23 protein-coding genes are annotated in these 17,265 nt (G+C 65.6%); 12 read left to right on the top strand and 11 right to left on the bottom strand.

What is annotated here, in order from left to right:
• The first annotated feature begins 18 nt into the window (after positions 1-18).
• The 8 genes from ASF30_RS12435 to ASF30_RS12400 all read left to right on the top strand — a co-directional run bounded on the left by ASF30_RS12435 (position 19) and on the right by ASF30_RS12400 (position 5,355).
• On the top strand, positions 19-366 hold the full coding sequence (locus ASF30_RS12435) for a hypothetical protein (RefSeq protein ID WP_055906929.1): 348 nt from the start codon (positions 19-21) through the stop codon (positions 364-366).
• A 33-nt stretch (positions 367-399) separates the two neighbouring features.
• On the top strand, positions 400-585 hold the full coding sequence (locus tag ASF30_RS12430; RefSeq protein ID WP_055906926.1) for a hypothetical protein: 186 nt from the start codon (positions 400-402) through the stop codon (positions 583-585).
• Positions 586-640: 55 nt separating this feature from the next.
• Positions 641-1,414 (top strand): exonuclease domain-containing protein, encoded by a 774-nt coding sequence (locus ASF30_RS12425; RefSeq protein WP_055906923.1) that lies wholly within the window; start codon positions 641-643, stop codon positions 1,412-1,414.
• Between the two features lie 48 nt (positions 1,415-1,462).
• Entirely contained in the window at positions 1,463-3,058 is a 1,596-nt protein-coding gene (locus tag ASF30_RS12420; RefSeq protein WP_055906920.1) for an exonuclease domain-containing protein, read from the top strand.
• A 72-nt stretch (positions 3,059-3,130) separates the two neighbouring features.
• Positions 3,131-3,601: a hypothetical protein gene (locus ASF30_RS12415; RefSeq protein ID WP_055906917.1), complete on the top strand. Its 471-nt coding sequence runs from the start codon at positions 3,131-3,133 to the stop codon at positions 3,599-3,601.
• Complete coding sequence (locus tag ASF30_RS12410; protein WP_055906914.1) at positions 3,594-3,797, top strand: hypothetical protein; 204 nt, start codon at positions 3,594-3,596, stop codon at positions 3,795-3,797. The genes ASF30_RS12415 and ASF30_RS12410 overlap by 8 nt, the downstream gene beginning before the upstream one ends.
• A gap of 139 nt (positions 3,798-3,936) precedes the next feature.
• The gene (locus tag ASF30_RS12405) at positions 3,937-5,046 is read left to right on the top strand and encodes a dATP/dGTP diphosphohydrolase domain-containing protein (RefSeq protein WP_055906911.1); all 1,110 of its coding nucleotides are present in this window, start codon (positions 3,937-3,939) and stop codon (positions 5,044-5,046) included.
• Positions 5,047-5,055: 9 nt separating this feature from the next.
• On the top strand, positions 5,056-5,355 hold the full coding sequence (locus ASF30_RS12400; RefSeq protein WP_055906908.1) for a hypothetical protein: 300 nt from the start codon (positions 5,056-5,058) through the stop codon (positions 5,353-5,355).
• 55 nt (positions 5,356-5,410) lie between these two features.
• Here the strand turns inward: ASF30_RS12400 and ASF30_RS12395 are convergent, their stop codons facing one another.
• Both ASF30_RS12395 and ASF30_RS12390 read right to left on the bottom strand, forming a co-directional pair.
• Entirely contained in the window at positions 5,411-6,064 is a 654-nt protein-coding gene (locus tag ASF30_RS12395; RefSeq protein ID WP_055906905.1) for a hypothetical protein, read from the bottom strand.
• Positions 6,042-6,506, bottom strand: coding sequence for a hypothetical protein (locus ASF30_RS12390; RefSeq protein WP_055906903.1), 465 nt, complete (start codon positions 6,504-6,506; stop codon positions 6,042-6,044). The genes ASF30_RS12395 and ASF30_RS12390 overlap by 23 nt, the downstream gene beginning before the upstream one ends.
• A 26-nt stretch (positions 6,507-6,532) precedes the next feature.
• On the opposite strand from ASF30_RS12390, the gene ASF30_RS12385 reads away from it, so the two are divergent.
• The 3 genes from ASF30_RS12385 (at position 6,533) to ASF30_RS22760 (ending at position 10,451) form a co-directional block, all read left to right on the top strand.
• Entirely contained in the window at positions 6,533-7,285 is a 753-nt protein-coding gene (locus ASF30_RS12385) for a hypothetical protein (RefSeq protein WP_055906901.1), read from the top strand.
• A gap of 83 nt (positions 7,286-7,368) precedes the next feature.
• Positions 7,369-9,414, top strand: a complete 2,046-nt coding sequence (locus ASF30_RS12380; protein WP_082467743.1) for a cellulase family glycosylhydrolase — start codon at positions 7,369-7,371, stop codon at positions 9,412-9,414.
• An 83-nt stretch (positions 9,415-9,497) separates the two neighbouring features.
• Positions 9,498-10,451 carry a hypothetical protein gene (locus ASF30_RS22760; RefSeq protein ID WP_055906897.1) on the top strand — a complete coding sequence of 318 codons (954 nt, stop codon included), beginning with the start codon at positions 9,498-9,500 and terminating at the stop codon, positions 10,449-10,451.
• Positions 10,452-10,466: 15 nt separating this feature from the next.
• Here ASF30_RS22760 and ASF30_RS12370 read toward each other — a convergent pair whose 3' ends face one another.
• Both ASF30_RS12370 and ASF30_RS12365 read right to left on the bottom strand, forming a co-directional pair.
• Complete coding sequence (locus tag ASF30_RS12370) at positions 10,467-11,489, bottom strand: hypothetical protein (protein WP_157497333.1); 1,023 nt, start codon at positions 11,487-11,489, stop codon at positions 10,467-10,469.
• A gap of 29 nt (positions 11,490-11,518) precedes the next feature.
• Entirely contained in the window at positions 11,519-12,673 is a 1,155-nt protein-coding gene (locus ASF30_RS12365; protein ID WP_055906891.1) for a hypothetical protein, read from the bottom strand.
• 48 nt (positions 12,674-12,721) lie between these two features.
• Between ASF30_RS12365 and ASF30_RS12360 the strand changes: the two genes are divergently transcribed.
• Entirely contained in the window at positions 12,722-13,417 is a 696-nt protein-coding gene (locus ASF30_RS12360; RefSeq protein ID WP_055906888.1) for a hypothetical protein, read from the top strand.
• A gap of 11 nt (positions 13,418-13,428) precedes the next feature.
• Here the strand turns inward: ASF30_RS12360 and ASF30_RS12355 are convergent, their stop codons facing one another.
• From ASF30_RS12355 to ASF30_RS12325, 7 genes are all read right to left on the bottom strand, one after another.
• Complete coding sequence (locus tag ASF30_RS12355; RefSeq protein WP_055906886.1) at positions 13,429-13,953, bottom strand: hypothetical protein; 525 nt, start codon at positions 13,951-13,953, stop codon at positions 13,429-13,431.
• 275 nt (positions 13,954-14,228) lie between these two features.
• Complete coding sequence (locus tag ASF30_RS12350) at positions 14,229-14,531, bottom strand: hypothetical protein (RefSeq protein ID WP_055906883.1); 303 nt, start codon at positions 14,529-14,531, stop codon at positions 14,229-14,231.
• 43 nt (positions 14,532-14,574) lie between these two features.
• Entirely contained in the window at positions 14,575-15,108 is a 534-nt protein-coding gene (locus ASF30_RS12345) for a hypothetical protein (protein WP_055906881.1), read from the bottom strand.
• 61 nt (positions 15,109-15,169) lie between these two features.
• Complete coding sequence (locus tag ASF30_RS12340; RefSeq protein WP_055906878.1) at positions 15,170-15,448, bottom strand: hypothetical protein; 279 nt, start codon at positions 15,446-15,448, stop codon at positions 15,170-15,172.
• Positions 15,449-15,501: 53 nt separating this feature from the next.
• The gene (locus ASF30_RS12335; protein WP_157497331.1) at positions 15,502-16,149 is read right to left on the bottom strand and encodes a hypothetical protein; all 648 of its coding nucleotides are present in this window, start codon (positions 16,147-16,149) and stop codon (positions 15,502-15,504) included.
• 147 nt (positions 16,150-16,296) lie between these two features.
• The gene (locus tag ASF30_RS12330; protein WP_055906872.1) at positions 16,297-16,821 is read right to left on the bottom strand and encodes a dihydrofolate reductase; all 525 of its coding nucleotides are present in this window, start codon (positions 16,819-16,821) and stop codon (positions 16,297-16,299) included.
• 7 nt (positions 16,822-16,828) lie between these two features.
• On the bottom strand, positions 16,829-17,197 hold the full coding sequence (locus tag ASF30_RS12325) for a hypothetical protein (RefSeq protein ID WP_055906869.1): 369 nt from the start codon (positions 17,195-17,197) through the stop codon (positions 16,829-16,831).
• Positions 17,198-17,265 lie beyond the last annotated feature (68 nt).

The raw sequence follows: 17,265 nt of genomic DNA, 5'->3' as shown, positions 1-17,265 counted from the left end.
ATCCTGAATGGAGAACCTATGAATACGCTCACCTCCGGGCTCGGTTCAGCTGAACCCAACCTCATCCTCGCGGAGTTCCGCGAATACGTCACCGAGTCCGAAAACCCGGTATCCGCTGCAGTCGAATGGCTGTACCAGCTCGGCCGACACTGGGACGAACTCGCCGAACCCGGTGCTGGGACGTACTTCATCCCCGGGTTCGAGGACCTCGACGACCCCGACGAGCAGGACAGCACGGAAGACGGCGTGTACTGGCTGATCGCGAACGCGCTCACCTACTCCGACGACTTCACCGCCGCCGACTCCGTCACCCACGCAGCCCTCGTGCTCCACCGCTACGTCAGGGTGTTCCACACCGAAGGCTGACAGAAACGACGCCGAGTGGAAGAGTGATCACCCATGAGCAGCTTCGCTGCAGACGTCACCTACGAGGACGGCACCTGGACCGGTGCAGTCCGAAACCCGTCCGTCCGGATGGAGGCCGCCTCACCACATGAGTTGCGGGATGCGCTGTCCGCCCGGATCCGCGAACTGAACCAAGTGCCGGACCACGTCCCGGTGAACGTCATCCTCATCCGCCTCTGACCAGGCCGACAGGGCACCCGCCGTAAAAAGTCCAGAATCCGCACATGTCGGGTTCATGACCATACCCACAACCGCGCCACCCAAACCAACCGTCATCTCCGACATCGAAGACATCTGCGTCTTCGACCTCGAGACCACCGGCATCAACGTCGACGAGGACCGCATTGTGACGGCGTACCTCGGCCGCATCAACCGCACCACCGGTGAGATCACCGGCGAGTACGAGTGGCTGATCAACCCCGGCGTCCCGATCCCCGAAGGTGCAGCAGCTGTCCACGGGATCACAGACGAGGTCGCCGCCACAGGTCAGCCTGCCGCTGTCGGCATCGCCGAGATCCAGCGTGTGATCCGACGCTCCATCGACCGTGGCCTGCCGATCGTCGCGTACAACGGTGCGTTCGACCTGTCGATGCTGAACGCCGAGCTCCGCCGCCACAACCTCGGCGCGTTCCCGTCGTTCGGCTGCGTCATCGACCCGTACGTGGTCGACAAAGCAGTCGACAAGTACCGCCGCGGATCCCGGAAGCTGATCGACACCGCCGGCCACTACGGCGTCACCCTGACCGGTGCGCACGACGCCCGCGAAGACGCCGTCGCCACCGGCGGGGTCTGCTGGGCTGTCCTGGACCTGCTCACCGAGAAGTTCGGCGACATGACCCTGAAGGACCTGTACCGGAATCAGAAGGCATGGGCTGCCGAGCAGGCTGCGTCGCTGCAGGAGTACTTCCGCCGAACCAAGGACCCGGAGACCGTCGTCGACGGCGGATGGCCGATCCGTGCGGGGGAGTCCCGCCGCGCATCACAGCTGACGGAGACCACCGCAGCGTAAGACACGCCGACGTTCGGAGATGCGGCCGGGCCGCACACTTAGGTCCGCATGACCAAGAGAAACACCCGCCGCATCTCCGAGCTGGACCGCCTGACCGTGTTCGACACGGAAACCACCGGTGTCAACGACACCGACCGGATCGTCACCGCCTACATCGCCACCATCGACCGTGCCGGCAACGTCCTCGAGGAGCACAACTTCCTCCTCAACCCGGAGATGGAGATCCCACAGGTAGCCATCGACGTCCACGGTGTCACCAACGACATCGCCCGCACCCAGGGCACCAACCACAAGGAAGGTGTCGCAGAGATCACCCGCCTCCTGAAGGCATCCTCCGACGCCGGCATCCCCATCACGGCGTTCAACGGAGCGTTCGACGTGTCGATCACCCACCGGGACGCGAAGCGTCACGGCCTCGACGGTATTGAAGACCTCGGCACCATGATCGACCCGTTCATCATCGACAAGAAGCTGGACCAGTTCCGCAAGGGACCGCGGAAGCTCTCCAACATCTGCAAGCTGTACGACGTCAACCTGGAGAACGCCCACACCGCGGACGCCGACGCCATCGGAGCCGGCCTGGTCGCCTGGAAGATGCTCGACAAGGTCGCCGAGAAGGAAGGCGACCTGACGATGGACCAGCTCCAGGCCCGCCAGACACGCTGGGCTGCGAAGCAGGCCGCCAGCCTGCAGGCGTACTTCCGCAACAAAGGCGCCGGCAACGAGAACATCGACTGGCGCTGGCCGCTCCGTGAAGGCGACGCCGTCAACGACCTGCCGTACGACAAGTGGTACCAGGCGCAGGGGCTGACCGCCCCCACCCAGGAAGACCGCGACGACCGTCACGCCGAAATGGTGTCGGAGCTGAACCGCGCCGTCGCCGCCTTCGACCCTGAGTTCGCCGCCCACCTGGAAGACATCGACGCCCAGGACGCCGCGAAGAAGACCACCGACCAGAACAAGAAGGCAGCAGTCCGAGCCGCCGAAGAAGCCGAACGAGAGATCATGGAAGCAGAAGCACTGAAGAACGCCGAATCGACCCGCGCCGCTGAAGCATGGGACGCCGCGAACGCCCTCGTCGGCGTGACCGCCACCCCCGAGCAGGAGCGCCTCGCCGGCCTCTGGGTTGAGCCGCAGCTGGACCGCGAAATCGACGAAGCCGACCGCAGCCTCGCACGGATGCTCACCGGCGCAGCGGACGACTCCGTCCTCGCCGACCTGATCGACGACCCGGAAGCCGACGCAGCACTCGACGCTGAACTCGCCACCCTCGACGCACTCGACGACACCGTCGACTTCGAAGAGCAGGGACGTCTCGGCGACGGCACTTTCACCTTCAAGGGCCAGACCGGCATCGCACGCGGCGCCGTCCCCCGGAACACCACCGAGCACCTGAGCGCCGCGGAACAGGAAGCCCGGAAGTCGCAAGCTGCCCTGGTCGTCGACTGGCTCGACGCTGACGGCGAGTGGGACAACGACCTGGCCACCGTCCGCGCCGCCGCCACCGACACGGAGATCGACCTGTCCCCGATCATCGACCGGATGCGAGCTCAGGACGCGGAACTGTACAACGAGCCGATCGACGTCCTGGAGTCGCTGATGCCGAAGCTGCACGCCACCGCCGGGAAGGTCGCAGCCGCCTGACGCCCCGTGAAGCGCCGCACCGCCCAACCGGAGGTGCGGCGCTTTCGTGTGGTCGCCACATGCCCACAGATCATGGTCAACGACACGCTCACCCCGCAGCCTGACCCCACCCCAACATGGAAATGGAAGGTCGGCTCCGGCTCCTTCCTCGCAGGCACCATCATCCTCATCTTCGGCGGCACCACGCTGATCGCCGCGATCGCATTCTCCGGCCCCGCCGCCCTGAAGGTCACCGCCGGCCTGGCAGTCATCCTCGGGTTCGTCGTCAGCGCTCTCGGGAAGAAGCTCGCGTCAACGGACACCGCAACCGCGACCTGGGTGGAGGAGCAACGGCTCGCGATGGTCGCAGCCAGGAACCTGAAGAAGACCATGAGCCCGGAGGAGTTCGAAGCGAAGGTCGCCGCGGCGCGCGCAGCTGTCGAAGCCGAGCTCGCCGCTGAAGCGCACACCACGACCGACACCGACACCGACACCGACACCGACACCGACACCGACACCGACACCGACACCGACACGAAGACCACCGAGAAGACTCATGACTGACACCGCACGCATCGCCCTGATCAACGCCCACAAGGACTTGGAAGCCGCCGGCCTCCCGCCGCAGGTGAGCGCCCGCGCCATGGAACGCATGGCAGCCGACCGCGGCTCCAGCAACAAGGCATGGAGCATCGCCGGGCCGCTCCTCGGGTTCCTCGTCGTAGCCGGCGGCATCCTCCTCATCGTCAGCGGCCTCTAGGCATCTCGCGGGTCGCCACATGTCCTCCCTCTGAAACCCGCCGCCGCGAGCTCAACCAAAACGTCCCAGATCCGCACATGGACGTGTTGAGCCTTTGTCCAGAGGCGGCACCCCGACCCCTCAGAGGAGATACGAAACCATGGGAGCAGAGACCCGCACCACCAGTTCCACCGGAGCTGCGAAGGGGGTGAAGAAGCAGGCGTACGACCTGATCCCACCGCTCGCGGTGAACGACCTCGCGAAGCTGTACGGCCGCGGAGCAGCGAAGTACTCCCCGAACAACTTCCGCCTCGGGTACGAGACCAGCAAGTCCTACGCCGCCGCGCAGCGGCACGCGAACCTGTTCTGGGCCGGTGAGGACCTCGACTCCGAGACTGAAGTTCACCACCTGTCGTCGTTCGTCTGGCACTGCTTCACGATCATCGAGTCGAACATCACCCACCCCGGCTTCGACAGCCGCCCGTACGGCGCCGCCACCAACCCGAAGGATGCAGCACCGCTGCACCAGATCGACGGTGTCGGCCTGGCAGACATGGAACAGTACATGTCCGTGTCCGCAGCCCCGAAGGTCATCAACCGCGGCTTCGCCGTCGCCGACGAGGCAGCCACGCTGGACCTCCGTCACGACCTGATCACCCTTCGCCCGCTTGCCCAGGTGGCAGAGATCTTCGGCACTTTCCCGGAGCTCGCACAGTTCGGCGAGAACACCTACGGCAGCTACTACGGCCAGGCTCAGGCGGCGATCTACCGCTACTGGGCCGGTGAGGACGTCGACGCCGACTCCGGCATCAGCAACCTCGCCTGGGCTGCCGCGTACGGTCTCCTGGCGATGGAGCTGTCCTTCCGCCGCCCCGACCGTGACGACCGGTTCCTGCTCGGCGCGCCCATCGGTTTCGACTCTGTCCCTGTGACGGCGAAGCCGGTCGAGCCTGCAGGCATCCCCGAGGTGATCGCTCCCGGCCTCGTCGCGAACGCCCCGCAGGCAGAGCCGGCAACGGTCACCGCCAACGTCGAGGTGGCCGCAACGCAGCAGCCCGCGACGATCGCAGGCAGCGACTACCCGCGCGGCCTCGGAGCTCCCGTCGAGGAGCCCACCCAGGCCGACGACCAGGAGACCCTCCACAAGCTGTTCGAGGCGGGTTCCATCAACCCCGTGGACGACGAGTTCGTCGCCCCCACCCCGTCGGCACGACTGCCGCAGACGCCTCGCACCCCGACGCCGTCGCGCCTGGCTGCCAGCGAGTTCTAGGAGGAGCCGATGGACGCCGTCCACGCACGTCGCCGCGTCGCCCGGAACCGGGTGGAATGCACCTCCAACGGGAGCCAGTCGTGCTCACCGATCTACGCCGGCTTCGCGTTCCTGGAGCTGATGGAGCTTCCCGGGCAGTCCACCCGGGCGAAGTCGGCCGGGTCGGTGCTCCGGGCGATGGAATGCGCCAACTGCGCTGACGCTGCCGGGCGTTCCTACCTGCTGGAGCCGATCCCGGACGGGCAGGTGTTCGCACCGTCGTTCATCGAGGACGCCCTCGTCACCGAGAAGGTGTTCGAGTACGTCTGAGCTGTGACATGACAGAAGGGCCGGAGGATCACCTTCGGCCCTTCTTCTGTATGTCCTAGTCGCGCAGTTCGCCGCGCATGGTGGTGCGCCATGACTCATTCAGCGCTCGAACTCTTTTCAGCGTCTTCGAGTCCCACTCGTGGGCGGACGCGAGCTCCATCAGCTTCGTCTCATCCTTATGGCTGGTGATGATCGCCCACAGTTCTGCGTCGTCGCTGTTCTTCGTCAGGTCGCGGGTGTTGCGGCCGATGTTCGCGACGATCGCCGCTGACGCTGCCGGGAGAGCTGCTTTCCTGAGCTCAGCGGAGGCTGCATCCGAGGACTGGCTGCGCAGCTGCAACGACAACCTCGTCGCCTCTTCAGCTTTGGCTTCATGGGCGCGGGCTCGTCCTTTCGCGCCGGCTTGGCGGTCGACGGCGTTCTGCACGGATGCGATCCCGAACGCTGCGACCAGGCCGCCGATCACCATCGCCCAGAGGCCGGGGGAGCGCCACCAGTCGGTGTGGTAGCTGACAGCATCCCAGATGGCACCTCCGGCGAGCATCAGCGCACCGGAGATGAAGTACCGGTACGACGGAGCGGCAACCGACAGCCAGGAGCGGCCTGCGTCCTTCCATTCCTCCTGCGCGACCGCGAGATGGCGGCGGGCGTCACGTTCGAACGATGACGCCTCAGCGAGGAGACGTTCAGATTTCCTGTTCGATGCCATCAGTTCTTCCGGGGTCAGGGCGGCGAAGCCATCTGTCAGGCATGTGGCGAACAGACCATCCGCAGGTGAACGCTGCAGCTGCCACCAGGGCTGCCATCAGCAACCCCCACGGGCCGAGGTAGCTGTGGGCCAGGAACACGACCATCGCCGCTGTCAGGACCGCCGACCATGCCGCCTGCGCCCATCGGCCGCCAGGTCGGAGCAGCGCATGCATGGACAAGCAGGTGGCGAGGATGACGCAACCGATCAGCAGGTTCGAGCCGATCAGCGCATACCCGGCAGCATCCTCCGCGCCCATCCGCGACGCGGCAACCTGGACCACATCCGCCGCAACGAGAAGCACAGCGGTGACCTGAGCGGCCCGGAGCGTCAGATGAGCGGTCGCATGGTCGAGGACGTCGGGCGGGTTCACGTCCAGCAGGAATGTGGCGATGCCGCACATGAGGGTTCTGAAGAGGAAGGAACCCCATGACTTCAGAACCGTTCTCCGAGGAGATGTTCGCCCGGATCAGAGAGGGCGACCGTCTCCGTGTCGTCTTCCCCTACGGACGCACCATCGTCGGCGCTGTCGAATACGTGAAGACGGAACGCCGCACGGAGAAGTACGGGGAGGCTCCCAGCGCCGTCTACAACACCGTCGACGTCATCGTCTGCGGGGTCCACGTCAACAGCCACACCAAGTCCGTCATCTTCGACGGGAGCGGGCTGCCGGATCTCATCGAACCGAAACTGTCGCCGTCCCAGGAAGCTGTCCGCGACGTCATCGCAGACCTGTCTGCCGATACCAGTTACAGCGCCGGACCCCGGGCAGTCAGCTTCAAGGTCCTCACCGCCGCACTGATCGGGTTTGACCCGTCGATCGGCCGTCAGTCAGCAGAGTTCGGTGGGAAGACCCCCGAAGGTTGGGCTGCGGAGCACCTCATGGCCGGCCATGTGAAGAAGCGCCTCGCCGAGCTCGTCGACGACGGTGTCCTCCGTCCTGTCCGGGAAGGCACGTTCCGTGACAAGTCGACCGACCCCACCTATGTCACCTTCCCCTACGGGATTCGTTCCGGATGGGTCCTGGCTGACGCTTACGACGACTCCGTCGCCGCCGTCACCGCGAAACGTGACGCCACCCGCCTCGCGAAGCTTCGCGACCAGGCACGCGCCACCATCGCCGACCGACACGCTGAGGAGGTGGAGGAAGAACTGCAGAGACTCCTGAACGACCAGATCTGAACTCGGCTGCCCCCAGCCGAACCCGAACCATCAGAAAGCAACACCACCCGATGAACCACCCCTTCGCCACATGGCACCACAGTATGCTCACCTCCCGAAAGCGCGAGAGCGCCCCAGATAGCCCGAACATCCGAACCGGACGGGCCCGCCACAGGCGCACCATCGCCGGCATCGCCGCTGCAGTCGCTCTCGCCGTCGCCGGCATGACCGGTGCCAGCCTGTCCGCCGTCGCAGCGAACGCCGCTGACACCGTCGACCAGACCGCACTCCCCGGCTTCCTGCACACCGACGGTTCGAAGATCAAGACCGACTCCGGCGCCACCTACACGATCAAGGCCGCGTCCTGGTTCGGCCTGGAGACCAGCAACTGCATGCCTCACGGCCTGTGGACGCTGAACCTCGACCAGACCGTGAAGCAGATCAAGTCGTTCGGGATGAACACCATCCGCCTCCCGTACGCCAACCAGTGCCTGACCACCGCCCGGCCCGACTCCCTGAACGAGTACGCCAACCCGGGCCTCGTCGGCAAGACCCCCATCCAGATCATGGACGCCGTCGTCGCCTCCGCGAAGGCGAACGGGCTGAACGTCATCCTCGACCGTCACCGCCCCGACTACGGCGGACAGTCTGAGCTCTGGTACACCGGCGCGTACCCGGAGACGAAGTGGATCTCCGACTGGACGATGCTCGCCAACCGCTACAAGAACGACACCAACGTCATCGGCTTCGACCTGCACAACGAGCCGCACGGCGCCGCAACATGGGGCACCGGCAACGTGAAGACCGACTGGAAGCTCGCCGCTGAGAAGGCCGGCAACGCCATCCAGGCTGTCAACCCGAAGGCGCTCATCATCGTCGAAGGTGTCGAAGCGCAGTCCGGCGACGACTGGACCTGGTGGGGAGGTGGCCTGAAGGACGCCAAGACGAAGCTCGTCAACCTCAACGTCAAGAACCAGGTCGTCTACTCGCCTCACGACTACCCCGCGTCGGTGTACAACCAGAAGTGGTTCTCCGACCCGAAGTACCCGGCGAACCTGCCCGCACTGTGGGACAAGAACTGGGGCTACCTCGTCAAGGAGAACATCGCCCCCGTCTGGGTCGGTGAGTTCGGCACGTCCTACAAGACGGACTCCGACAAGAAGTGGCTCGACACCCTCGCCACCTACATGAAGACGAACGGCATCAGCTGGGCGTTCTGGTCGTACAACCCGAACTCCGGCGACACCGGCGGACTGGTCGGCACCGACTGGCGCACCCCGGAGGCTGCGAAGCTCGCCGCTCTCGCACCGCTGCTCGGTGTCCCGAACTACCAGAACGGTGGACCGGCAACGACCACCCCGCCGACGACGACGGACCCGACCACGCCGCCGACGACACCGCCGACGACACCGCCGACGACCGACCCGACCACGCCGCCTACGACGCCGCCCACCGGTTCGACCGACGCAACCGCGAAGCTCACCATCCCGAACTCCTGGATCGGCGGGTACACCGGCAACGTGACTGTCACCGCAGGTAAGGCTCTGCCTTCGTGGAAGGTCAGCTGGACGGACGCCACGGCAACCCGAATCGCGAACAGCTGGGGCATGAAGTGCACGATCGCATCCCCGGTCATCACCTGCGAAGGCAACGACTACGCAGCGAAGCTCGCCGCCGGACAGACAGCAGTTCTCGGCCTGACGGTCGACTCGGCTGTCGCCCCGAAGGCGCAGGCTCTCGCGGTGAACGGTCAGGCCACCGAGGTCACCCCAGACCCGAAGCCGACCACCCCGGCTCCGACGCCTACACCCACCCCGACACCCACCCCGACACCGACTCCGGTGCCGTCCGGTGATGTGACGGGCAAGCTCACCGTCCCGTCGAAGTGGGTTGGCGGGTACACCGCGAACGTCACCGTCACGGCGAAGGCCGCAGCGAAGACGTGGAAGGTGTCCTTCGACGAGCCGAACGCCACCAGCATCAGCTCGGCATGGGGCATGACCTGCACCCTCGCCAGCAAGGTCATCACCTGCACCGGTTTCGACTACGGAACCACGCTTGCTGCCGGCCAGTCCCGCACCCTCGGACTGACGGTGAACTCGAAGGCAGCTCCGGCCGCCCAGGACCTCGCAGTGACCGTCACCAAGTAGGCGACCCACGCGAACAGAAGCCGTCCGGAGTGAACGTTGCTCCGGACGGCTTTCTGCGCACCCGCGCCACATGTCTGTCAGCTGTGCGCCGCAGAACCCGAACCTGGAGCGCAGCCGGTATCGCGGCTGCGGTCATCGCTGCGCTCCTCACGATCATCCCCGCCGGGGCGAACGCTGTGACCAACGCAACATTCGACGCCGGACATCTGGTGTCCGACGAGAACTTCTACGACAACACCGCGATGACCGTCACCGAGATCCAGACGTTCCTGAACACCCGCGTGCCGACATGCCACACTGCCGGCGCCGACTGTCTGAAGGACATCCGCGTCGACACCACCGATCGAACCGGGGAGCCTGGCCGATGCGCCCCGCACAAAGCCTCTGTCGGTCAGCGAGCCGCGCAGGTCATCTGGGATGTCGCCCAGGCGTGCACTATCAGCCCCCGCACCCTGCTGGTGCTGATGGAGAAGGAGCAGAGCCTGGTGACGGCCGCCGCCCCGACCACCCGCCAGTACCGTTCAGCGACCGGGTACGGCTGCCCGGACACCACCGGCTGCGACCAGCTCTACTACGGGTTCTTCAACCAGCTGTGGATGGCTGCGCTGCAGTTCAAACGCTACGCCGCCGCACCCGCCGGCCGCACCTACGAAGCCGGCCGTGTGAACACGATCCTGTTCAACCCGGTGACGACCTGCGGCACAGCCCGTGTGACGATCCGGAACCAGGCGACAGCCGGACTGTACCTGTACACCCCGTACACGCCGAACGCGGCAGCGCTCAACAACATGTACGGCACCGGGGACAGCTGCTCGGCATACGGGAACCGGAACTTCTGGCGGATCTGGTCGGACTGGTTCGGTTCGCCGATCGCACCGAAGGCCGGCCCGACGAACGTTCCGAAACCGACGCCCACCCCTACGCCTGCTCCGAAACCGACGCCGACGCCGACGCCGACGCCGACCCCGGAACCAGAGCTGCGATTCGGTGGTGGTTCACCGGGTCACCCAGAGCAGCTGCTCCAAGTTGCGCCGTAGCTTTTGCGGATGCCGTCAGTGGCCGGCGAGCTGCATGTACTGAGCTGCGATGATGGCCGGGACGACGAACGGGAATGCCAGGACCAGCAGAGTGCCGACAATGCGGACCGTTACAGTCAGCCAGCGACGCCCTGTGCTCCGCAGTCCGATCTGAGGCAGTGCGCCACGCCAAGCGAGAATCAGCGGAACCAGCAGTTGCAGCGAACCGATGGCGCCGGCAATTCCCGCACCCTTCAGTACTGATGCAGCGTCGCCACCCGCGACGGCTGTGGCGATTCCCGCAGCGAGCTGTACGTTCGCGAGTGCACCCGCGGCCAGCGAGATCACGAAGACGACGATGGCGATGATGAACAACACCTTCGAGGCGGTGGGTATCGCTGCAGCGAATCGGTCGTCATCGGACGGTGTCGTGTAGGGGACGGTGTCCTCGAGGTAGGCGCGACCTGAGATCAGGAACCAGATGAAGAACGGGATGTAGATGCAATACGCCATCCCCGCGAGGTGAGCCTCTGCGAACAGCAGCCACATCCCGATCAATGTGAATGCCGTCGAAGCAACGGCAACGATCGGGCTGGCGATGTAGGCCGACAACCATTTGTTGTTCCGGCCGAAACGGGTGCCCAGCAGTTTCAGGTACAGGGCAGCGAAAGGAACCCAAGCCCCAGCGAACGCGCCCGCGATCATCACCAGTTCCTTGTGGGGGAAGTACGGGAAGAACGACAGCACCGCATTGACGAAAATAGTGATGAAGGCCAGCCAGGTGACCGCGTAAAGGAACACTCCGAGGCCGTACGGGGAGCGCGCGTCCATCGTCGTTGACGTCACCCGCGGGCCGCGTGCGGCGACAATGCTCGACGAGCTCGGCGAAGACGCAGCAGTCTGAACAACAGGCTCAGCCGGTGCCGGCGCCGCATGCTCCTGCACAGGCGTCACGAGCGGGCCGGACGGGGCGGAGAAGTTCCAGACCGGCATCTGGGCGGCGGCCGCCGGAGCGGTCTCAGGGAGGGCCGGTGTCGGTGTGGGGTCAGCGTCGCTCATGCTCTATGGGCATGTGGCGGAGGTCAGCCTCAGGCGGCTGCTGCGCACCGTTTCAGGAAGTTGGTGCGGGTGAGGACGAAGGCGTCACCGTTCTCCCCGCAGACGACGTAGTCGCCGACGTTCGCCGCGCCCATGCCTTCCAGCGTCTGGATGGTGAACGGTTTCTCCACGACGGCAGCGTGCGCGCCGGCGGTCTTCACGTGGCGGCCGTCGCCGGTGGGGGAGTAGCTGGAAGCGAAGATCTCCGGCTTCACCGTCCACCGGGTTTCACCATCGGTCAGCAGCCAGTCGCCCGGCTCACCGGTCATGGCGTCGCCGTTGCCGGTAGTCCAGGTGAGCGGCTCGGTCAGGCGTTCCGCGTGGACTGGGGGCGACGTCGGTGTGTACCAGGGCCCGGTGCGGGCGTACGCGGCTGCCACTTCCAACGGCACTGTCCCTGTGGGGAGGACGCGGGTGTTCGCCCACACGTCGCCGCCCAGCAGTTCACGCATCTGGGTGACGGTGATCTTCTGCCCTTCGAGGGCGTCGACCTTCCCTACCAGCTCCGCGTCCTTCGAGTTGACCACAGGCTTCGTCGGGAGCCCGGGGAACGCGGTGATCAGGAGGTCGCCGCCGACGCCTTCGCCTTTCACACCCATCGTGTCCTCGGCGATGATCGCCACCCCGAAGTCGACGGCCGGCTGCTCGCCGACGTCAGCGACGATCGTGCAGGGGACCCCGGTCTTGGTTCGCTTCACCGTGACCAGGTCGTCGGCGTTCATCCCCGCTGTGTTCGTGATCCCGAGCAGCCCAGGGGTGCCGATCTTGATGTACCGCTTCCCGTCGAGGAACCCGTCCGGTTCGGCGCCCAACGCGATCAACTCGTCGCGGTCGTCGCCGCCGAGTCCGCCTCGCTGCTCGAACCCGAGCTGCAGCAGCTCCCGGAGAGAGCCGACCTCCTGGAAGGTGGAGCCGGCTTGGTCGTGTCCGGTGAAGTGCTTCTTCTCAGTGTCGGCGTAGTACTTCCGGATGCTTTCGGTGTGATCCGGCATCATGTCGGTGATCACCTGATCTGCGGAGAGCATGGACTCCGTCACATGGTTGTCGCAGGGGAGCCCGGTCTTGTCGGAGTACGAGCCGGGCGTGCCGCCGGTCTTTCCGGAGGCGCGGAAGCCGCCGCGTTCGGCGGTCTGAGTTGTGGGCATGGCTTCTAGGTGTGTGGCTGGGTCGGTGCAGCCACACACCTACGGAGCATGACCGCTGACAGCCGCCACATCCAGAAGACCTCCGGGAAGCTCGCCGGGTCCCTCCCGAAACCTCAGTCCGGGGCTGACCTCGAGCTGTCGCCGGGCGCCGGCATACTGGACCTCGACAACCCGCAGCACGCCGCGGTCATCGCCCAGTTCGACGCGTGGACGGCGTTCCGTGCAGCAGCCCCAGGGAACGACAACTTCCTTGCCAACCGTCACTTCGTCGCCATGTTCGACCTCGCCGTCGGCTCAGCTGGCCTCGGGTACAAAGTGGTGCCCGACCCGACGAAACCGTTCGACTACACGAACATCGTCGAGCAGGCGCCGGTTGGCCTGGTCGAAACTGCGACCGCTGACTCTGACATCGCAAAGGCTGAGCTGGACCGGGCCACCGCCAACTACAACTCGAAGATCCGCCGGCTCGCAGCCGCGCACATCAGGGCGGCATACCCGAACGCTGACGCGTTCCAGCTCCGCGCAGCAACCGACGTCCACGGATGGAAGGAAGAGACCGGCTACGTCCTCGACGACATCCACGACCGAGACCGAGGCTGGTTGGACATCAACGACCTCGCCTTCAAGTCGAAGTTCCAGGACGTCGAACGGCAGGTCAACGACGCGCTCACCCGTGTGCCGCAGGCAGGGAACCCCTTCGGGACCCCCGGCGCTCACGGTCAGATCGTGGTGAACGTCAGCTAGCGACGCGGCCGCTAGCTGGTTTGAACCATGTAGAGCATCGGGATGAGGAACAGGAACGTCGACCCGAAGGCCGCATTCCAGCTGACCACGATCATCCATGCGAACCGCGCACTGACTGCGGCACGGCGGTCCTCACCGGGGAGCCCGGACAGCTTCCGAGCGTATCTCGCCCAGTGCCACCCGTTGACACACGCAACCACGGCGATGGACGCCCAGTAGGCGCCGGCGACAGCAACGTTCAGGTCGTCAGCGCCGGAGGTGGGGTGTGTGACTGGGAGGACGAAGAACGCCCAGTAGATGACTGCGACGGCGGCTACGGTCAGAGCGGCCGCTGCGCTTCGGAGTAGCATGACGGTGCTTCGCGCCTGGCTGTCCTTCCAGGCGGGCGTCAGCTGCGCGATTCGGAGCGTATCTGCCCCGAACACCAGCACGGCGACCAAGAAGATCGGGTAGGAGCCCACACCGCCGTATGCGGCTGTGTATCCCGGGACGATCGCCATTGCGGCGTACAGGAGCCCCTCCCCGAGCGCGCTCATCAGACCTCGTTCCGCCCGACCCCATGCGGATCCGGCTAGCCACACAGCTGAAGTGAACGCCGTTCCCAGCACCAAGAGCAGCAGCAGGACGTTGGCGGAACCACCGACAAGCTCGTTGTGAGAGACGACCACCCAGGCGAGGACCGTCGTCAAAGCCAGAAGAACCCGAGTAGCTACACCCCAGGGAACAGGTGAAAAGGGGATGCGGGGGTTCGGGAGCTTCACTGAGTCATATTTGACAGTCACGCACCTAAGCCATGTGGCGGCACTCGTGGCTAACGGAGGGAAGGCGCGCGCAAACGTGCGGCGATCTGACGGGGCCCGGCACTGTCACCAGGGGTCTCACCGTCCTCGTCCACCCAGGTGAAGCTCATCCCGATCGACTCCAGATGCTCCAGCAGTTCCGCGTATCGGTCGAGGTGGACGGCGGCGAGTTCGATGAGAGGGGCTGGGCGGCGGACTCTCCGGTCGACGATGACGGTCTTCTCCACGTCGAAGGTGTCGACGACGTCGGAGAACAGCGGGTCGGCGGGTTTCGGTCCGTAGCGGAGCTCGTCCGCGGTCACAGTTCTGGTCACGGCACCTACATGCGCGGACCGGACAGCTTTGCGTAGCGTCGGGTCAGACGTGGCCTTCACAGAACGCGAACGGCTTATCCTCCGGCGGCTTCTCGATCCCGAGATCCGCGGCAACCGTCGAGTCGGTACTCGGCGGGGCCGACGGCAGGTTCTTCAGGTCGTCCGGGGAGGTGGACTTCCCGATCTCCACCGCATAGTCGGCGAGAGCTTCCAGGTTGTCAGCGACAGCCGGCATGTCATCAGCCACCACCGGCGGCCAATGCTCGTCCGGGTTCCGGATGTCGTCCGCGGCTGCACCGAGGGAGTCACTGGCGGTTGCCGCTTGATCGCTCAACGCCGTGTAGTCGTAGTCGGTGTTGAACATCGCACCGAGCATCTCCTTGATGATCCCGACGTAGTCACGGGTCGGAGGGCAGATGGTGTCCAGGTAGAGCGTTTCGGCTTCACCGACAGACATCGTCTTCGCCGGTGCTGGGGCCAGTGGGTTCCCCACACCACCGTCGGAGCTGCAGCCGGTGAGGGCGAGGACGGCCACGGCGACGGTCGCAGCGGAACTGAGGGCGGTGCGACGTCGCATGGCGGATCCTGTCGTCAAGGTCGAAGGTGCCCCCGACCTTACTCGGAGCGGCAGACAGCGGCTAGATCTGCTCGTCGTCCTCCGACAGCTCACGGAACGGGGCCTCGTCAGCGTCGACGCTCTCCGCGACAACCTTCCGCCACACCAGAGTCGCGAACTCATCCCGGTCGATGATGTCGAGGTCGTCGTAGGAGGTGAGGTCATCGGCGACGAACTGCGCCAGCGAACCCAAGGAGAAGTGGGTGTCCAGTGCAGCCATCAGTACAGCGTCCTGGTCGCTGTCAGCGTCCATGAACACGTCGAGGATCGCTGAGACGACCTGCTCGTCAGTCAAAGTCATGAGGGTGGTTCCTTTCGGTTACCACCTTCATGCGCGGTAGCAACCGATACTGCCTACCCGCAGACGTACACCGTCACACCCCACCCGGAGTCGATGACCGGGTAGGTGACGGTTGTGTAGAGCATGTCCTTCATGCTCCCCGAGCCGTCTTCATCGAAGCCGGTAGGGTCCACGATGATGCCGCTGCCCGGATCTGTCTCCTGTGAGTACAGTTCGATGCCGTCGCAGGACGCGGACCAGTTCCCCCAGGTGGTCAGATGAGTGGTGTGGTCAGCCGGCTCACCGTGCCAGCAGTCATACGTGCAGGACGGGGCCGGAGCGGGAGCTGGGGCAGGAGCTGGTGCGGGAGCGGGGGCAGGTGCCGGCTCGGGAGCGGGCGCTGGTGCAGGAACGGCCTCCTCGACGGGATCCGGGGCGGGCTCCTCCACGACCTCCTCCACCGGAGCTGGGACCGGAGCGACAGGAACGACAGACGGGGTCGGAGTAGCGGTGGCCGTCGGCTTCGGTGAGGCAGACGCCTTCGGAGTTGCGGACGGCGACACCGACGGGACAGGAGCGGCCGCGGCGGCAGGCGAGGTGTGAGGGGCGGCGACCATGAACGCCGCCGGGACAGCGACCGCCGCGACAACCAGGACGCCAGCGGCTGCGAGAACTGCGACCTTCTTCTTGCGGGGGAGAGCGCGGAAGGAGGGGAGAGGCACGCTGGCTCGCTTTCGGTTCGGCCCGACGGTGGGTGGCATCTGGCGGGCATGTGGCGACGCCGTGGCCGCAGCTCAAGACGTTAGCCAGCACGTCCGACAGCGGTGGGCGCACGCGCCGCCGTCAGCCGCGAACTGGGGACGAACTCATCACTGCTGATGGAACGGCATCACACCGGGATACCCGGCCTCAGCACGCGTGTACGTGACGAACCGGTACCTCAACCCGCCAGCGCTAATCAGCCACTCACCACGATCGGCTTTGAAGTGCGGCGGGATCTCCGGAGCGAACGCGTCACCGTCGACGGTGACGTCGATCTCCGTCACCTCGATACGGTCGGCATGCCATTTGTACTGCTGGTAGATCTCCGCACCGCCGATCACCCAGACGTCGTCACCGTGCGCGGCGAGGATGCCGCCGATCTTGGACTGCGCCACCAGGGCGCCCGGCGCTTCGTAGTCGACAGTCTTGGTGAGGACGATGTTGCGTCGGCCAGGCAGGGGGCGGCGTTTCGCAGGCAGGGACTCCCACGTCTTCCTGCCCATGACCACAGCGTGACCAGCCGTGAGCTCCTTGAAGCGAGCGAGGTCCTCCGGGAGGTGCCAGGGGAGGCGGCCGTCGACACCGATGACACCGGCCACCGATTGGGCCCAGATGAGGTTGATTGCGGTCATGCTTCTCTCAGAAGTGGATGCTGAAGAACAGGTTGATCTGTGCGAATGCCAGCCAGGTGACGCCTCCGAAACTCGCCAGAGCGAGAACCACAACGGGGAGAAGCATCCAGCTTTCGTTTCCAATGAACAGCCGACGGCATAGCAACCAGAAGAGGCAGTTGATGGCCGCGACACCACAGATCGGTGCGGCGATCCAGCCGACAAGCCACATCAGCCCAGAGCCGGAATTGAGGAACGCAGCCTCGAGGGCGATGGCCGCAATCAGGAAGATCAGGCCGGCGACGGCGACCCGTTGGTGGAAGGTGCGGAGTGCTTCAGCGGACGATGACGGGTCGACACCAGAAGGCTCAAGCTCGGTGCTCTGTGTCTCCGTCATGTCTTCAAGGCATGTGGCGGAGACTACAGAGGGTGACACGCCACCGGAACTCGGAGCGCGTCACCCTC

The sequence above is a fragment of the Leifsonia sp. Leaf264 genome, assembly GCF_001422325.1.
GTDB lineage: Bacteria > Actinomycetota > Actinomycetes > Actinomycetales > Microbacteriaceae > Orlajensenia.
Note: the sequence above shows the minus strand (reverse complement) of the source record. Positions and strands in the feature narration are given on the sequence as shown.

Bases quoted from the DNA above. Each gene is read 5' to 3' on its own strand.
- ASF30_RS12435 (WP_055906929.1), top strand. From the start codon at position 19: ATGAATACGCTCACCTCCGGGCTCGGTTCAGCTGAACCCAACCTCATC.
- ASF30_RS12430 (WP_055906926.1), top strand. From the start codon at position 400: ATGAGCAGCTTCGCTGCAGACGTCACCTACGAGGACGGCACCTGGACC.
- ASF30_RS12425 (WP_055906923.1), top strand. From the start codon at position 641: ATGACCATACCCACAACCGCGCCACCCAAACCAACCGTCATCTCCGAC.
- ASF30_RS12420 (WP_055906920.1), top strand. From the start codon at position 1,463: ATGACCAAGAGAAACACCCGCCGCATCTCCGAGCTGGACCGCCTGACC.
- ASF30_RS12415 (WP_055906917.1), top strand. From the start codon at position 3,131: ATGGTCAACGACACGCTCACCCCGCAGCCTGACCCCACCCCAACATGG.
- ASF30_RS12410 (WP_055906914.1), top strand. From the start codon at position 3,594: ATGACTGACACCGCACGCATCGCCCTGATCAACGCCCACAAGGACTTG.
- ASF30_RS12405 (WP_055906911.1), top strand. From the start codon at position 3,937: ATGGGAGCAGAGACCCGCACCACCAGTTCCACCGGAGCTGCGAAGGGG.
- ASF30_RS12400 (WP_055906908.1), top strand. From the start codon at position 5,056: ATGGACGCCGTCCACGCACGTCGCCGCGTCGCCCGGAACCGGGTGGAA.
- ASF30_RS12395 (WP_055906905.1), bottom strand. From the start codon at position 6,064: ATGGCATCGAACAGGAAATCTGAACGTCTCCTCGCTGAGGCGTCATCG.
- ASF30_RS12390 (WP_055906903.1), bottom strand. From the start codon at position 6,506: ATGTGCGGCATCGCCACATTCCTGCTGGACGTGAACCCGCCCGACGTC.
- ASF30_RS12385 (WP_055906901.1), top strand. From the start codon at position 6,533: ATGACTTCAGAACCGTTCTCCGAGGAGATGTTCGCCCGGATCAGAGAG.
- ASF30_RS12380 (WP_082467743.1), top strand. From the start codon at position 7,369: ATGCTCACCTCCCGAAAGCGCGAGAGCGCCCCAGATAGCCCGAACATC.
- ASF30_RS12370 (WP_157497333.1), bottom strand. From the start codon at position 11,489: ATGAGCGACGCTGACCCCACACCGACACCGGCCCTCCCTGAGACCGCT.
- ASF30_RS12365 (WP_055906891.1), bottom strand. From the start codon at position 12,673: ATGCCCACAACTCAGACCGCCGAACGCGGCGGCTTCCGCGCCTCCGGA.
- ASF30_RS12360 (WP_055906888.1), top strand. From the start codon at position 12,722: ATGACCGCTGACAGCCGCCACATCCAGAAGACCTCCGGGAAGCTCGCC.
- ASF30_RS12355 (WP_055906886.1), bottom strand. From the start codon at position 13,953: ATGAGCGCGCTCGGGGAGGGGCTCCTGTACGCCGCAATGGCGATCGTC.
- ASF30_RS12345 (WP_055906881.1), bottom strand. From the start codon at position 15,108: ATGCGACGTCGCACCGCCCTCAGTTCCGCTGCGACCGTCGCCGTGGCC.
- ASF30_RS12340 (WP_055906878.1), bottom strand. From the start codon at position 15,448: ATGACTTTGACTGACGAGCAGGTCGTCTCAGCGATCCTCGACGTGTTC.
- ASF30_RS12330 (WP_055906872.1), bottom strand. From the start codon at position 16,821: ATGACCGCAATCAACCTCATCTGGGCCCAATCGGTGGCCGGTGTCATC.
- ASF30_RS12325 (WP_055906869.1), bottom strand. From the start codon at position 17,197: ATGACGGAGACACAGAGCACCGAGCTTGAGCCTTCTGGTGTCGACCCG.